This window comes from Pseudomonas sp. p50(2008), assembly GCF_015351605.1.
In the GTDB taxonomy this organism is placed as follows: domain Bacteria; phylum Pseudomonadota; class Gammaproteobacteria; order Pseudomonadales; family Pseudomonadaceae; genus Aquipseudomonas.
Map to the genome: position 1 here is coordinate 11,913 of NZ_JACMYF010000016.1, position 15,620 is coordinate 27,532.

Consider the following 15,620-nt stretch of genomic DNA (forward strand, 5'->3'; position numbering starts at 1 on the left):
ATGTTTTGGAGACTAAACCCGAATTCACGCTAGGTAAAGCGAGAGCCGATGTCAGCGGTCAGGCGTACTGTTTTTGGGCATCGGTGCGTGCACGTTTGAAGTCCGCGCTTATGTAGTTGACTGTGAATTGGGTGTCCATGGGATGCGATTCGACCACTACCTCGGTGGAGCCAGACAAGAATGTGATGTTCTCAAACCCGTGGCTGGACTCGTCTGTGCCAATTTGCAGCTGGCTTCTCAGCCCGCTTAGCACTTCCTCCAGGTGAAGTTTGTCAGCTTTTACCGTAGCGACATCCAGTACCCCTTCAGCGTTGAAGGCCAGCTGAATGTCAGTGACACCCTCCAGGTTTACCTCCCATTCTGAGAGATTAAGTACCGGGCCGCCGGTGTAGGACGTACCAATCTTGTCGATGATGGTGTAGTGCTGCTGGACGTCGACGATCGTCGTAACGCCTACAGTCAGGCTTACCGGCTCCGGCGCTATGACAGCCATGCTGAGCAGATAAGCTGCGACGCCCGCGAAAGCGGCAGTATTCATTGGGTTCCTCCAGGTCATATTCGGATGGGATCATTTTCTCCTCGCCGACCTGGTGGGTGTGCTGCTTTCGAACCGAATTGTCGTCGGAAAAACAGCCATTGGATTGTGAGTCTGCTTTTGGTTTTTCAACCCTCAGAAAATTAGCTTTTCAGTTTTAAAAGCCTTTTAACTGTTTTTCTCTTGTTGTTCTCTTGTTTTTAGAGAGCTGGAGCCCTTGTATTACGTGGCCTCCAGAGGATCATCGACTACAAATTACGGCATTGCGACTACACATTCCGGCTTTGCGACTATGGATTACGGCTGAAGCGACTACAGATTCCGGCTGTGACGACTACAGATTGCGGCCGTTATCCACAGGCCGGATGGAGGGCCTGGGCTGTGTCTAACGACTACAGATTCCGGCTGCTGGATGCTGCACGTAGCACGAGTTTGAGTTTTTATGGCTCGATTTCAAGCAATTTTGTGTTCTGAATTTGCCTGAGTGGCGTTTCTTTGGATAGAAATCGCAATAACTCATTGTTTTTAAATGATATTTTAAATTGCCCGTCGCTTATTTGACGTTTTTCAGTGGTTTGCCCTCTACCTTGGTGGATTCGCCAATAAATAGTCTTTTAGCTTCACCGTTGGACCTATCGACTACAGATTACGGCTATTTTTACAGTCATCAGCTCGATGCGACTACAGATTACGGCTGTGCGTGGACGAGTATGACCAGGCAGTTTTGCAGCCCTATCTTCGGTATCGACTACAGATTACGGCTGTGGATCAAAGGTGTCCCACGCTATCGACTACAGATTACGGCTGTTCTACGTGGCGAACGGACGCCAATCGACTACAAATTACGGCTACTGCCTATCGACTACAGATTTGTCCCTTGTCTTGCGATTGGATGAGGTGGTTGGCTGTGAGGCCCATTTTTACTGGGGTCTAGAGCCTAACCGACTCCTGGGTATCGACTACAGCGTAATCTCTCTGTAGGGTTCCGTTACTAATCGTGGGGCCAGACATGTCCAATTTACCCAAACCTGCCAAGCCGGAACCTAAGCCGCTCCGGGTTACGAAATCCAATACGCTGATTACCGCGTCGTACCGGCTGACGCTCAACGAGCAGCGGTTGATCCTCGCGGCTATCAGTAAACTCGATCCAAGAAGGCCCATGCCGAAAAAGGTGTCTGTCTCGGCCGTGGACTATTCGGATATCTACGGCGTCCAGCTCAGGCATGCCTATGAGCAGATGAAAGTGGCAGCTGATGAGCTGTACGAGCGCGATATTAAGACCTTTGACGGCTCTGGCATGGAGCGGAAGCGTTGGGTCGATCGGGCCAAGTATTTGGATGGTGAGGGTCGCGTTGAGTTGTCGTTCACCATCCATGTCATGCCCTATCTCACGATGCTGTACAGCAAAGTGACTAGCTATGATCTTCGGCGGGTTGCCTGCCTGGACTCGAGCCATTCGTTCCGGCTGTTTGAGATGCTGATGCAGTTTCGGAAGACAGGATGGGCCTACATTGAGGTCGAATCCTTGCGGGTCGCACTCGGATTGTCGGATGCCTATCAACGATTCAACAACCTCCGCCAGAGAGTCATAGATCCGGCAGTTGTGGAGCTGAAGACTAAGAGCAACCTGGATGTCAGCTATGAGTTGAAGAGGGAAGGGCGGAAGGTGGTCGCAATCAAATTCACCTTCCGTGACGTTGCACAGCTCCCGCTTAATCTGGAACTTGACCCTGAAGATCTTCCCCCTCTTCCTGAGTTTGAACCCGCAGAAGATAGCGAATGGCTGGCCACTCAGCCGTTGGGTGAGTTGGCGGAAGCTCAGGAAGCTGGGCTGCTGTTCACTGTTTCGGCAGAGGAAGAAGAGCAACCAGATTAGCATGCGTCGTCATCTGACGGCCGTTTGTGCCTTTTCTAGCAATGCTCCCGGTGCAGTTCATTCCTGCCCAGGCATTCGAGTCGTCATTTGCCGTCCGTTTAGTGCCAATTCCATAGCAAAAACCCGCCTTGGTGGCGGGTTTTCTTGGCCTGGTCATTGACGGGTGATGCTCAGTAATTGGGTACCAGCGTAAATAGGCTTCGCCGCCATTGGCATACATCCTCGACTGATGCTCGCCCTGCGGTTTTGAGCGCGTCGAAGACGCTCAGAGCAAACGACATTGCAGCCTGGTCATCTTCGTGAAGATCGACAATCACAACAGGAAACTGGTCGCCGTCATCAGCATCTGGTGTTGCTATGGCGACTGTCTGAATTCCCCAGGTGATGCCGTCATCGTAAGGTTCTACAACAAATCGCTTGAGCCGGCGAATCATGCCGTCACGAATCATCTGAATCAGATCGGTGCGTACCGGCTCCGATTGGCACTGCTGGAAAAGTTGGATGGCTGTCATAAGCTACGGCTCCCTTGATATGCATTCATCCTGCCAGCAGTCTCGTAAATCCCAAACGGAATTCCCCTGGCTTTGTTCGACATCGCATTGGCGGCGAACCCTAGCATTATTTTTCCCCCTGGTTGGGCGTGCTCTTCCTCGCGGGTGGTGGCGGAAGATCAACAAAGGCTGGAGCGGCTACGCAAAATGCTGTTTGCATGCCAGAAACATCACCGTCCCAACACTCGCATTCGGCGTCCCAACCTTCAGGGTCAAAATTGAAGATCGTCCCGAGATCAACAGCCCCATCCAGGGTGGCGTATGCCCCGCTCAAGGTTCCGTTGATCAGTACCGCGTAGCAATCGTCGCCGATTTGCAATGCTTTCCCTGGATTGGCTTCAAGAAGACGCTGATAGGAAGCAAGGGTCTCGTCGTAAGTCATGGTTGCTGCTCTGATTCCGGGTGTGAGAAGACATTGCCACCGCTCCAGGAATACCCAAATCCTGTAGAGGGCAGAGCTGGCAGCCCCGCTTGGGTTTGTGCGTGGCTATGCAACCATGGAGACATATCAGAACGGAGATCCAAGGCATGAACTTCACCCACGAACAGGGGCCAGCGATTAACTCGTTGGCCCGTATCGTCAAGCTGGTGGCTTTTGCTGGAACAGGGAAGACCACCACGCTTGTTGGCTATGCCAAGGCTAGACCTCAATGCCGTCTGCTCTACCTCTGCTACAACAAAAGCGTCGAGATTGCTGCCAAGCAAAAGTTTCCGCCGAACGTGACGTGCAAAACAGCCCATGGCTTGGCTTATGCGTCGATCGGATCGAAGTACAGACACAAGCTCACGAGCAATCTGCGCCTGACCGACATTGCAAGAGTTATCGGCTCACAGAACTGGGAGCTGGTGCGCAGCGTGCAAGAGACGCTGAACAATTATCTGGCCAGCGCGGATGACGATATCGAGCTTTGTCACTGCCCTGTAAGCAAGCTCAAGACGGATCGAATGAAGCGCGCCGCCGGCAGCATCGTCGAAGGAGCCAGGCAGCTTTGGTTGCAAATGTGCGACATCCATAACGAGGCAGCGAATATTACGCACGATGGGTACCTCAAGCTCTGGGCTCTCTCGAAACCAAACTTGCGGGACCGTTACGATATTGCGCTTGGAGATGAGGCACAGGACATCAATCCAGTGATTGCAGGTGTTCTTGCGCAGCAGGCGGCATACGGTATGGGTGTAGTCGTCTGTGGCGATGGCCATCAGATGCTCTACCGTTTCAGGGGGGCTGTAGACGCTCTCAATGCGACCTGGCTCGACAAAGCGGAAGTCCATTACCTCACTCAGTCGTTTCGGTTCGGGTCTGCCGTTGCGCACGTCGCCAACATGGTTCTCGCGTTCAAGGGTGAATCCCGCCAACTGGCTGGGCTTGGTGGCGAGACTCGTGTTTCAAAGGCGCTACCGGCTGACCTTGAACATCGCACCGTACTCTGTCGGACGGTGGTTGGAGTGATCGAGACGGCGCTGGCCAATGTAGAGACTGGTGCAAAGATCTACTGGGTTGGGGGGATCGAGGGTTACAACCTCCAGGATCTTGAAGACCTACATGCGCTATCGAAGGGGTGGCGTGACCGAGTGAAGGGGAAAAAACTCCTCCAGGAATATCCTGATTATGACCTCTACAAGCAGATTGCCGATGAAAGCCAAGACCCTGAGATGAACCGCTCGATCAAGATCATCGAGCAGTACAGCGCGGATCTCCCGGAGTTGTTTGCCAAGCTGCGGCGCAACGCGGTCACTGATGAGCTTGAAGCCACCATCACCCTCAGCACCGCGCATCGCTCGAAAGGCTTGGAGTGGGATGCGGTGCAACTGGCTGAGGATTTCACCTTCGATCCGTTCAATCCGGACAACGAAAAGGAACCATGGATCGATGAGATGAACCTCCTATACGTCGCGTGTACGCGTGCTATGCGTGTTCTGGCTGTCAACTCGACGATGTTGGAGATCATGAAAGAGTTCGTCGACCGGCGTGATGGTCGCAAGCCAAACACCCCAATGGTTTTCAGGAAGAAACAGGCGGCTGCCGCGTAGTGCTCCTCGAGCATCGCATTGGGTTATCCGGTGCACGCACTAGGATTGGATTTGACCATTAGATTACCGATGGACCGTAAATGAGTCGGAAAAAGTCAACCCAGCGGGATCTGGATCTGCTCGCGATGTCGAGCATTGCCAGCCAGCTACCTGTTCGTTTTGAGAATAAAACAGCCTGGCATGTGTTCGCCGGTGAGTGCCGCGGCTGCAACCAAACGATCCCGGACGAGCATCTGAGAGGAGCTGTCACCCGAACTGCCCAGTGGTGCTTCACGATTGAAGCAAGCGGCTATTGCCCTGAGTGCAGGAGCATCACCAGGTTCTTGTTGCGCCTTCATGATGATTTGACAGCTTCAGGCCCAATGAACGGGCTCTGGCAAACATGGAAACCGAAGCGAAAAGCAGGCTTCGCCTGGTTGCTTCGATTCTTGAAACTCACCCGCTAATCACAGGAGATATTCTCATGTCCATTTCCAGCCACCAGGCAGCTTTGCTTCAGCAGCTGCGGGATCAGGGCTATGTAGTCTTGCTCGTTGAGCCGGGCGAAACTGAACACATCAGTCGAGACAGGTTGGAGAGCCGTTTGCGAGCCGACGCTGCGGATCACATTGAGGATCTGCTGTCTCTGGAGGCAGTCCGAACTCGCTGAGCTGACACGTAGCAAAAAAGCCCGTTTCGAACGGGTTTTTTTATGAGCGGAATTTGTGATACTTGGTAATACCACCCCTTCAATCGCGAGATCGCTTTCGCACCCGCTGCGTTGCTCCTGGTTAACATGGAGCAGAGGGGGAGGAGGGCACACGGCATAGCCGTAGTGAAGGGGTGGTATTATGAGGAATCCTAGATGACTGACGCAATTGTTTCCGCTTACAAGCGTTTGGTCGAAACCGTTGGGGCTTTCAATGAGAAATGGCCCGCATTGGTTGTCGGCGGGATGATATGGCGCATCCCGCTCCTCTCTGAACAGAGGACGCCATCTCGAATCAACGTCCAGGTACTGACAGGAACTGACGCGATCAAGGCCGCCGTAGAGGCGTTACGCGAGTTTGAGCGCGATCTCGGCCAGGCTCCAGGTACCGTGCTGCGTTTGCCGGGGTACTTTCTCCTCTCCGGATCGATACTCGATGAGGGTAGGGCGGTGAATCGCTGCAAGAGCGCGCTGGTGGATGCGATCGAGGCTGAGCGCGTGTTTCGCAACGTCGCCGTCAGCCGCCGCTCCCACATCATGCGCCAGGCCCTGGGGAAAAATTTCTCTCTCAACCAGCTGAAGCGCGCAATCCAAGTTTTTGATGCGGCCCCAAGGCAGATCACATTCACCTGGGCCGGCCACACCTCAGGTAAAGAGCGTGTCACTGTTGGCCACGTCCGGGAAGTACTGCTTGCCGAGGCACATGAAAGATCCGTGGCCACCGGCGAGCCAGTGGAGAATAGCCCCCAGTGGATCGATCTACGCACCATCGCGAACATGGCTGAAACCGACCTTTTAGATGCACCAAAGCCTATCGCTCCGCATCCACGGGCCATGCTGTGGTTTTCCGAGCGAAGCCGGTATGACGCAATGCTGCATGCCAACCTCCCATTCTTCGTACTCGATGGGCAGCCCTCTGCAAAAGTCGTTGGCCTCAAGGACTTCGATAGAGACTCGCGATCAGCAAAACGGCCCGACATAAAGCACCGGTTGCCGGCACTCCCTGGTGGGCGCTTTTTCGTAGCCTCATCCACTGCGGAACCAATTACCCAAGAGCCCGGCGGGCCAGATGGCCCCGAGGTGCTTTCGACCTACCGAGAATCAATAAAAGACGTCTCAGAGCGATAGTTTATCCATAAAAATCAATGGCTTAGAGTTCGCATAATAGGGATTATGTTAAATAATGTATTAAGATTGCGCCGACTCTGCTCGCACATGCCCAGTACCCGCCACACGTTTAACTCATGCACTTTCACAAGTAATTTCCCCCACCCCTAGGTATGCTCCGCGTTTATTGCCGATCACTGATACCGGGATGCCAGCCCAGTTCTCTGCTGCCCACGCAGTGTATGGAGCCGTATCCTCTCAAGGACGTTTGAACACGATGAGTACCCCTGCGCTGGATATCAGCAGCCTGACGCCATTGCCTTACCACCAGCGTGTGGTCGACTACCTGAAAGCCCATGAACCTGCCGTGTGGGAATGGGCCTCGTCCTTGGGCGTTCAGCAGGAACACGCCCAGGATGTACGTGCGCAATTGCTGCGTGACACTTATCGCTTGAGCCCCGAGACCCATCCGCAGGCTTATCAGGCCTGTGAAACCGCATTGCAGTGTTTGCAGATCAAGGCACCCGCCACCCTTTACCAAGCTGGCGACGGCGCGATGAACGCGAGCCTGTATTACCTGGCCGATGAAGTGCATGTGGTGTTTTATGGGCCGATTCTTGAGCGTCTCGACGCCCAGGAATTGCTGGCATTGCTCGGGCATGAGCTGGCTCATTACCGGCTGTGGTCGGAGCACGGTGGTGACTTTCTCACCGCCGAGCGGATTCTCAATCACGCTATGGCCGACGTGAATACGCCGCCCAGCCTGGAACAGACTGCACGTCTATATAGCCTGCACACTGAAATCTATGCCGACCGCGGCGCGGCACTGGTGGCCAATGGGTCAGAGGCGTCGATTACCTCGCTGGTCAAGATTCACACCGGCATTGTCAGCGTCGATGCGGCCAGTTACTTGAAGCAGGCCCGCGAGCTGGATGGTAAGGATGCCCAGCTGTCCCAGGGCGTCTCCCATCCGGAGACGTTTTTGCGCTCCCAGGCGGTGGACAGCTGGTGGCAGCAACTCCCGCAGACGGATAACTGGCTGGATCGCCGGTTGCGCGGGCCCTTGTCGCTCAATCGCCTGGATGTGACCGACCAGGTCGAGTTGACCGCCCTCACCCGCGGCTTTATGGCCCATTTCATCGGCTCCCCGCTGTTGCAATCCGAGGTTGTGCTCAATCAGGTACGCGGTTTTTTCCCGGACTGGAAAGACAACGAAACGCCGCTCGACCTGACGACGTTGAATGCCGATCGCATCGACACCAGCATCCATGAATACCTGCACTTCATCATGCTCGACCTGAGCCTGGTGGACCGCGACTTGCGGGATGAGGCTCTGCTGCACGCCGCGCGCACCGCGAAGAAACTCGGCAGCGCCGATGACTTTATCAGCGTGCTCAAGCGCGATATCAAACTACCCAAACGTGAGCTCGACCCGCTCGTTCGCGCGCTCAAAGCGGAGGTCGACACATGGACCCAGTAATTCAACCCGTCACGTTCACTCAATTGCTGCAGAGTCACGATGGCGCCGCCGTGCCCATCGACGATGTGTTGTTCTTGGCGCTGCCACTGCTGCGTCAGGTGGCACAGCTGCACGAGCTGGGACGTGTCGCCCAGCTCGGTTATCTCGATGTGCTGCAAGGGCCGGAACGCACGCTGCAACTGCGTAATCCTGAAGGCGTGCCGCCGCGGCTGGCGCTGGAAGCGATCAAGCAGGTGCAGCCCAATCCGGAATCGGCGCTGAACGTCGTCGGCAAAGTCCGCCTGACCCGGGATTCGGAAAGCGGCGTGGCCATTACCGACCTGCAGGTCCAGGAGGACCTGCATCAGGCCATCGACCACCCGGTGTTCCTTCCGGACCTGCACAGTTGGGAGCATCGCCTCGGGCACCACGATGAGATCACCGACATATTCCAGCTCGGCCAGTTGCTGGCGTGCCTGGCGTGCGGGTTGGATTTTACCGATATCAATGACCTCAAGACGTTTGCCCGGCACCGTCGCAATCTGTTCCAGCTCAATGGCCGGCTCAACCCGGTGCTGGCCAACCTGATCGTCGAGATGACGGAGCTCAACCGCCACGAACGTGCCACGGATGTGGGCTCGCTGGCGCGGCGCCTCGAGTCCTGGCGCGAACAGCCGGCCAGCCTGGATGTCGAGCGTGTGCTGGCCCAGGCCGAAGGCCCGGCGTCGCGGCGTACGGTGGTGCTGGAACATCTGCGCAACCGCTTGTTTGACCTATCGCGGCGCAATCGCTTGCTGTATTTCCGGCCGACCCAGGCCAATGTCAATCTGACCGTGGCCAGCGTGCCGTTGGTGATGCGCATTGAAAGCATCCGGCCTGAAGCGCTGTGCACCTGGCAGCCGACCTTCGGCGGGTTCTCCGAACAAGTGCTGAGCGGCAAGCCCGTTGGCCTGCAACAGTGGCTGCGCTTTGAAGACCAGACCTGGTTGCAGGCGTCGCTGGAGCGCATCATCCAGGAAACCCGCCGCGACCGTGCCGAGTTTGGCTTCAGCAACCTGCGCCTGGTGGTGGCCTTCATGCGCTGGCACAACCTCAAGGACACGCCGGAAGAACGCATCGTCACCCCGCTGCTGTGGCTTCCAGTGGAGTTGAGTCGCAAAAAAGGCGTGCGTGACCAGTTCGTGTTGCAGTGCGACGAAACCGAGGCCGAATTCAACCCGGTACTGCGCCATCAACTGCGTCAGCTCTACGATATCCAGTTGCCGGAAACCGTCGACCTGCAAAAGACTTCGCTGGAAGACATCCACGCCGATATTGCACGCCAGATCAAACTGACCGAACCCGGCGTCGAGCTACGCCTGCAAAGCAAACCGCAAATCGAATTGATCCACCAAAAGGCCGTGCAGCATCTGCACCACTTCCAGCGCCGTCGTGCCCGCCAGCGCTCGGCGATGCCTTTGGTGAAACCGGACTTCAGCTACGACCGCGAAGATTTCCGTCCGCTGGGCCTGCAATGGTTCCAACAGAAGGTCCTGCCCAGCGAATTGCCGCTGCGCCTGGCCGTAGGCGCCAAACCTGTGCTGCGCAATCAACATCCTCAGATGGTTGCGAGTAGCGCCGAAAACAGCACCTTCGCCCTGCCCGAGAACCAGGGGCATCGCTACGCCTGGGACATCGACCTGACCCAGGTGACCCTGGCCAACTTCAACTATCGCAAGATGTCGCTGGTGCGTGACTATGCGCAGTTGATCGACGAGCCGGCGCAGAACGAAGCGTTTGACCGGATGTTCTCCATCGAGCCTCGCGATGTCGAGGTCCAGACCCCCGACCCTATCCCACTCCCGGAACAGTGGAACGTGGTGGCCGGCGACGCGACACAAAATGCTGCCGTCAGCCTGGCCCGCACCGGACGCAACTTCATTATTCAGGGGCCGCCGGGCACGGGTAAATCCCAGACCATCACCAACCTGATCGCGGACTATGCCGGCCGCGGCCTGCGAGTGCTGTTTGTCTGCGAGAAACGTGCGGCACTGGACGTGGTATTCCATCGCCTGCAACAAAGTGAACTGGGCGACTTGTGCTGCCTGATCCATGACTCCCAGACCGATAAGAAAGCCTTCGTGGGTAACCTGCGCGAGTGCTATGAGCGTTGGATCGCCGGCGATGCCCAGTCGCCGCAGTTGCAAGCGCGGCGCGACACCTTACTGGCCGGCCTGAGCCAACAGCTGGGCTTGATCGAGCGTTTTGAACAGGCCATGACGGGCGTGCCGGAGTCCTTGGCATGCTCGGTACGCGAGCTGGTGCGTCATCTGATCGAGCTGCCGCCCGTGGTTGCCAAGCTACCACCCGAAGCCTTGGAGCGTCTGCCCGAATGGCGTCATTGGCAGGCCCAAAGCGAGCTGACCGGCCGCGTGTATCAGGCGATCAAAGAACGTTTCGGCCTCGACAGCTTTGCACGGCATCCTTTCAGCCGCTTGGCCTCAAGCCTGATTACCCATGAACATGCGTATGGTCAACTCAAGGCATTCCTGGATGAAGCCAGTGGGTTGATGGACAGTGTCGAACTGTTTCTGGAGTCATCGTCGAGCCTACTGTCCGGGAATACTCGCCTGGCAGATGCGTGCGTACTGACCCAGGCCGCCGAGCAACTGACCAGCGCCAACCTGGCCGCGCACCTCGATCTGCTGGAGCCTGGCTCATCAGGCTCTCAAGCGCTGCATGCGGAACAGGCGGCGTTGCAGGCACTGGCTGTACAGCAACACAACGCCCGCGAATCCACCCACCACTGGCGTGAAAAACTGGCGCCGCAAGACACCCAGGCGGCCCTTGAGCTGGTACAGCGGTTGGAAAGCTCGCCGCTGCGTTGGCTGCAACCCTCCTGGTGGCGGCTGCGCGGTGAATTGCAACGACGCTACGACTTCAGCCAGCACGCGATTCGCCCGAGTTTGCGCAGTGTGCTCGACAACCTGGCGGGTGAGCACCGCGCCACGGCCGAGTTACACGCCGAGCAGCAACGCTTGCAAAGCCGTTATGGCATCCCGGACATCGACCTGTTCGTGCACAACCTGCAAGCCCTGCTCCAGCAGCTCAGCGCATCACCGCTGTTGCGCCAGTGGGTCGAGAGCCTGCGGGGTAACCCGGACGCCCTCCCCGGCGTGCGCCAGGAAGCCAGCCTGCGTCAGCCGTTGGCGCGCCTGGCCGAGCTGGTCGCGCAACATTGTGTGTTCGACCTCGCGCCAAGCCTGGGCGAGTTGGCGGAATACCTGCGCGATCTGCGTGAAGAACTCGACGAACTGCCCGATACCCTGCCCCTGCTCAATGAGCTGCACCAGGCCAATCCTGTCTGCCTCGCGGTCGTGCAACAGTACGCCTTGGCGCAACGTGCACTGGACGGCTTGATTGCCCAGGAAAACCTGACCCGCCTGTACCGCGCCAACCCACAGCTGGCCCGCTTCGATGGCCCGGCCTTGAGTTTGGCCGCGCGCCAGGTCAGCCAGGCAGAAAGCAACCTGCTCAAGAGCAACGCTCATGTGCTCAGCGCGACGCTGCACCAGCGTTTTCTGGAGCATGTGAAGCAATCGGCGATGTCGGTGACGCAACTGGACGCCCAGGCGCGCGAGTTCAAGAAAGCCTACGCCAAGGGTCGCCGTGAACTGGAGCATGAGCTGGGCAAGACCATGCGCTATCGCTCCATTCGTGAAATGGCCAGTGGTGACAGTGGCCGGGTGATCAACGACCTCAAGCCCATCTGGTTGATGAGCCCGCTGTCGGTGTCCGACACCCTGCCATTGACGCCGGACCTGTTTGACGTGGTGATTTTCGACGAAGCCAGCCAGATACCCAGCGAAGAAGCCGTGCCGGCCCTGAGCCGTGCGCAGCAGGTGATTGTGGTGGGTGACGAGATGCAGTTGCCACCGACCAACTTCTTCTCCAGTGCCGGCGACCAGGACGATAACGAACTGATTGCCATGGAGGACGGCGAACAGATCGCTATCAACCTGGATGCCGACAGCCTGCTCAGCCAAGCCGCGCGTAACCTGCCGGCGACCCTGCTGGCGTGGCACTACCGCAGCCGCCACGAAGCCTTGATCAGTTTCTCCAACGCAGCGTTCTATGAAGGGCGGTTGATCACCATTCCCGACCGTCGTATCGAGCGCCCTGCCCCGGCCCACGCCGCACTGGACTCCACGGATACCGAGGCCGTGATCCAAGGTGCCGACACGCTGTTGGAAAGCCCGATCAGCTTCTTGAAGATGAGCGACGGTGTCTATCTCAGCCGCAGCAACCTGGCCGAAGCACGCTATATCGCCAACCTGGTGCGTGAACTGCTGCAACGCGAGACCGGCCTGAGCCTGGGCATCGTGGCGTTTTCCGAGGCCCAGCAAGGCGCCATCGAGCAGGCGTTGGAAGACTTGGCCAGCAGCGACTCGGCCTTTGCCACACGGCTTGAGCGCGAGTATGTGCGTGAAGATGCCGGGCAATTCAATGGCCTGTTCGTCAAGAACCTGGAAAACGTCCAGGGGGACGAGCGTGATGTGATCATCCTGAGCATCTGCTACGCGCCAGGGCCGAACGGCAAGATGTTGATGAACTTCGGCCCGATCAACCAGCGTGGCGGGGAAAAACGCCTGAATGTGATCTTCAGTCGCGCCCGCAAGCGCATGGCGATCGTCTCCAGCATTGAGTCCGAGGCCATCACCAACACCCACAACGATGGTGCCGCTGCATTGCGTGCGTTCCTGCAGTTTGCCCAGGCCAGTGCCACTGGGGATGCGCCGCGCTCCCAAGGCATCCTCGCCAACCTCAACCCAGGCGCCAAGCAATCCTTTGCCGTCAGCCTGCCCAAGGACCACCTGCGCAGCGCCCTCGCCGCCGCGTTGCGCAAACGCGGGCATTCGGTCCAGGAATATGTCGGGCGTTCGCAGTTCCGCTGTGACCTGGCGATCAGTGACGCCAGCGGCGAACACTTCAGCCTCGGCGTGCTGCTGGACGGCGACACCGCAGCGGCCACGGACGTGCGTGAGCGCTACATCTTCCGCCCGACGGTGCTGCGCAGTTTCGGCTGGAAGATCATCGACGTGCTTAGCCATGACTGGCTGCGCGATCCGGAGGACGTACTCAATCGCATCGAATCGCTCCTGCGAGGTGAGGAAGCCCCTGCGCTGCCAGAACCGGAACAGGTAGAGGAAAGCGTCGAGATCGAGGCTGAGTCACCTGTCACCGCTGAAGCGACACCCTTGATGCGCGAGTTCACCTTCGGTGAAGGCAACTCAAACAAGTTCTGGCGTATTGGTGTCGCAGAGGCCGAGGTGACGGTGCATTTTGGCCGTATCGGCACCAAGGGTCAGACCCTGATCAAGTCCCTCGACAGCCCTGAACGTGCTTTGCGTGAAGCGGAAAAGCTGATCACGGAGAAACTGCGCAAAGGGTATCAAGAGCAGGCGGGTTCAATCACCTCGGGGTGAGCTCAGTCGGTCCAGCATGAATCAGACAAGCGCGTTCAATCTGAACGCGCTGCAGCGGTCCGAAAAAGGGGGCGGCCCCCTAGAGAGCTGTCTGTCATGAGCATCAATTTATGAACATTCGGCTCCACAATTTGAGCAAGGCGCTGGACATAGCGATTTCGGGACTCTTCGTGAACCACGGCAATGTCTTTCCCTCCTATTTGAGGTTGCCCATCTCCAAGCAGACGCTGCTGCCGTTGTACTTGACGAACAAGCTTCATGAACACATATAGATGAACACCCACTCCCATTCATAGAAAGCTAACCAGCTATAACAGCGCTTTGACCGATACATGAACATCTGACATCGCCCACTTGTTAAACGTCGTTAGCACCCTAATAATTAGGTAGCAAACATTATCCTTCCATGCGCTGAGCTGTTCAAGCCACTAATGAACCGAGTACGCTCCTTTGAGGTCGCTTGCATTCCGCTAGCTGCCTGAAACGGAGATCGAGAAGATGATGATTGATGGCGTTGAGAAACGAATCGAAGCCGGCGTGAATACGGCCCTGGACATGGTTGAGGTATTGGTTGCAGCTGGCCAGCCCCTCAAATCTGCGATTGCCACCTCGCGGATACTCACTATGGAAGTTGTCCGTGAGTCTCTGGCAAAGAACCTGGCAAACAAAAGCGGCTCGGTGATTACTCATACCTTGGCCACGACGCCGGCCCAACCTGAGCCAGTACCGCCCCAGCAGGCCGCAAAAACGAAACAGCACCAGACAGTTGAATGATCATTGAGGTCGGCCGGGAGATCTTTGTGATACACCCGGCCGTGCCTGCGATACCAGCTTCCTCACCTCACGCTTGCTGTAGCCACCGCAGAGCGTCCAGAGGGCAGGAAAACGTTCAGGCAAGCCCCAGCACTACATAACTGCATATCCGCCCCGCACGGCCCCCTATCGGCAGTTTCCGGCCCGTTTAAACCCCGCCGCTTCGGCGTCCGCAGCGCTCGCAAACTCTACCCGGTTGCGCGTTCCGACCTTTCCATAGCTCGGACAGCCCACTGGCAGGTGGTATACATTGCTATTGCGGTTCCCAATCACCAGCGGGATCGAGTTGGAGGCGTCTCCACCAGATACCTGGTGCTGAACTGGCTCGCTCCGAATGGCCTGGGGTATCGTGCCGGCTCTCGTCACTCGCATCCCGAGACTCCAAGAACGCTCACCTGTTACGAATGGGTTGCTGTGCCCCATTATTCGGGCAATGCGCCGGTCACGCTCCTGTTCCCACGCGGTCACTGGGTATTGGTGATCCCAGGCCATCAGCAACTGCTGTTGTGCCTTGGACATCGACAGCCCGTAACGGTCGTGCATGTAGAAATATATGCGAGCAACCGCTCCCTTTACCTGGTCGCGAGGCTCTGTCACCCGCTGCTGGAAATCTGTTCTGGTCGGGCAAGCGCCGTATTGCTTGGGTGTTGAGGGTAAAACGCCATAACGAAAGTTGCTGCGATCAGCATTCACCTCGCCGACACTCACATCGAGGTTGTGCATGTCGGCTTCCATTTTGCGAAATACCGGATCGTTATCGATGCAGTTTTTGCGCCCCCCGTTCTGCCAACACTGCCGCTGGCTGCCGAAGGCGTATGCGGGCAAGACATGCTCCCATTCGATGCGCTGCGCGCGATTCTCCTGAGCGCGGACTTCGTACCCGCACGAGGCGAAGTCCACACGGCCTCCTGATCGCCCTACCCACTTCCAATTGCACCCACAGTAAAGATCGCCGGCTTCGCTGGTGTTGCGGTCGTAGTAGACCTTCTGGCGTAGCTCAACCTTGGCCTGCTCGAAGGTCGTAGGTGCTGAGGCCAGAGCGAAGTTAGACGTGGCCATCAGCATGGCCAAAAACATCATGAGGATCGATTTCAT

The 15,620-nt window shown here is 57.2% G+C and carries 12 protein-coding genes; 8 read left to right on the forward strand and 4 right to left on the reverse strand.

Features of this window, described 5'->3' with window-relative positions; translation table 11 throughout:
* Positions 1-58: 58 nt before the first annotated feature.
* Positions 59-538, reverse strand: coding sequence for a hypothetical protein (locus H7698_RS30010; RefSeq protein ID WP_011077916.1), 480 nt, complete (start codon positions 536-538; stop codon positions 59-61).
* A gap of 1,006 nt (positions 539-1,544) precedes the next feature.
* Here H7698_RS30010 and H7698_RS30015 point away from each other — a divergent pair.
* Positions 1,545-2,411 carry a replication initiation protein gene (locus H7698_RS30015; protein ID WP_016974330.1) on the forward strand — a complete coding sequence of 289 codons (867 nt, stop codon included), beginning with the start codon at positions 1,545-1,547 and terminating at the stop codon, positions 2,409-2,411.
* 170 nt (positions 2,412-2,581) lie between these two features.
* On the opposite strand, the gene H7698_RS30020 is transcribed toward H7698_RS30015, so the two are convergent.
* Positions 2,582-2,923: a hypothetical protein gene (locus H7698_RS30020; protein ID WP_016974329.1), complete on the reverse strand. Its 342-nt coding sequence runs from the start codon at positions 2,921-2,923 to the stop codon at positions 2,582-2,584.
* A 106-nt stretch (positions 2,924-3,029) separates the two neighbouring features.
* Positions 3,030-3,344, reverse strand: a complete 315-nt coding sequence (locus H7698_RS30025) for a hypothetical protein (RefSeq protein WP_016974328.1) — start codon at positions 3,342-3,344, stop codon at positions 3,030-3,032.
* Positions 3,345-3,490: 146 nt separating this feature from the next.
* On the opposite strand from H7698_RS30025, the gene H7698_RS30030 reads away from it, so the two are divergent.
* The 7 genes from H7698_RS30030 (at position 3,491) to H7698_RS30060 (ending at position 14,486) form a co-directional block, all read left to right on the forward strand.
* Positions 3,491-4,993, forward strand: coding sequence for a 3'-5' exonuclease (locus H7698_RS30030; protein WP_016974327.1), 1,503 nt, complete (start codon positions 3,491-3,493; stop codon positions 4,991-4,993).
* Positions 4,994-5,073: 80 nt separating this feature from the next.
* Positions 5,074-5,439: a hypothetical protein gene (locus H7698_RS30035; protein ID WP_016974326.1), complete on the forward strand. Its 366-nt coding sequence runs from the start codon at positions 5,074-5,076 to the stop codon at positions 5,437-5,439.
* Between the two features lie 17 nt (positions 5,440-5,456).
* Positions 5,457-5,642, forward strand: a complete 186-nt coding sequence (locus H7698_RS30040) for a hypothetical protein (protein WP_016974325.1) — start codon at positions 5,457-5,459, stop codon at positions 5,640-5,642.
* A gap of 195 nt (positions 5,643-5,837) precedes the next feature.
* Positions 5,838-6,809, forward strand: coding sequence for a DNA replication terminus site-binding protein (locus tag H7698_RS30045; RefSeq protein WP_016974324.1), 972 nt, complete (start codon positions 5,838-5,840; stop codon positions 6,807-6,809).
* Positions 6,810-7,065: 256 nt separating this feature from the next.
* The gene (locus H7698_RS30050) at positions 7,066-8,268 is read left to right on the forward strand and encodes a M48 family metalloprotease (protein ID WP_016974323.1); all 1,203 of its coding nucleotides are present in this window, start codon (positions 7,066-7,068) and stop codon (positions 8,266-8,268) included.
* On the forward strand, positions 8,256-13,712 hold the full coding sequence (locus H7698_RS30055; RefSeq protein WP_194693813.1) for a WGR domain-containing protein: 5,457 nt from the start codon (positions 8,256-8,258) through the stop codon (positions 13,710-13,712). Before H7698_RS30050 ends, H7698_RS30055 begins: the two co-directional genes overlap by 13 nt.
* 498 nt (positions 13,713-14,210) lie before the next feature.
* Complete coding sequence (locus H7698_RS30060) at positions 14,211-14,486, forward strand: hypothetical protein (protein ID WP_016973421.1); 276 nt, start codon at positions 14,211-14,213, stop codon at positions 14,484-14,486.
* Positions 14,487-14,651: 165 nt separating this feature from the next.
* Here the strand turns inward: H7698_RS30060 and H7698_RS30065 are convergent, their stop codons facing one another.
* Positions 14,652-15,620 (reverse strand): endonuclease, encoded by a 969-nt coding sequence (locus H7698_RS30065; protein WP_016973422.1) that lies wholly within the window; start codon positions 15,618-15,620, stop codon positions 14,652-14,654.

What these genes read in the sequence shown, in the direction of transcription:
- H7698_RS30060 (WP_016973421.1), top strand. Translation starts at nt 14,211, where the DNA reads ATGATGATTGATGGCGTTGAGAAACGAATCGAAGCCGGCGTGAATACG.
- H7698_RS30055 (WP_194693813.1), top strand. Translation starts at nt 8,256, where the DNA reads ATGGACCCAGTAATTCAACCCGTCACGTTCACTCAATTGCTGCAGAGT.
- H7698_RS30020 (WP_016974329.1), bottom strand. Translation starts at nt 2,923, where the DNA reads ATGACAGCCATCCAACTTTTCCAGCAGTGCCAATCGGAGCCGGTACGC.
- H7698_RS30010 (WP_011077916.1), bottom strand. Translation starts at nt 538, where the DNA reads ATGAATACTGCCGCTTTCGCGGGCGTCGCAGCTTATCTGCTCAGCATG.
- H7698_RS30040 (WP_016974325.1), top strand. Translation starts at nt 5,457, where the DNA reads ATGTCCATTTCCAGCCACCAGGCAGCTTTGCTTCAGCAGCTGCGGGAT.
- H7698_RS30030 (WP_016974327.1), top strand. Translation starts at nt 3,491, where the DNA reads ATGAACTTCACCCACGAACAGGGGCCAGCGATTAACTCGTTGGCCCGT.
- H7698_RS30065 (WP_016973422.1), bottom strand. Translation starts at nt 15,620, where the DNA reads ATGAAATCGATCCTCATGATGTTTTTGGCCATGCTGATGGCCACGTCT.
- H7698_RS30035 (WP_016974326.1), top strand. Translation starts at nt 5,074, where the DNA reads ATGAGTCGGAAAAAGTCAACCCAGCGGGATCTGGATCTGCTCGCGATG.
- H7698_RS30050 (WP_016974323.1), top strand. Translation starts at nt 7,066, where the DNA reads ATGAGTACCCCTGCGCTGGATATCAGCAGCCTGACGCCATTGCCTTAC.
- H7698_RS30015 (WP_016974330.1), top strand. Translation starts at nt 1,545, where the DNA reads ATGTCCAATTTACCCAAACCTGCCAAGCCGGAACCTAAGCCGCTCCGG.
- H7698_RS30025 (WP_016974328.1), bottom strand. Translation starts at nt 3,344, where the DNA reads ATGACTTACGACGAGACCCTTGCTTCCTATCAGCGTCTTCTTGAAGCC.
- H7698_RS30045 (WP_016974324.1), top strand. Translation starts at nt 5,838, where the DNA reads ATGACTGACGCAATTGTTTCCGCTTACAAGCGTTTGGTCGAAACCGTT.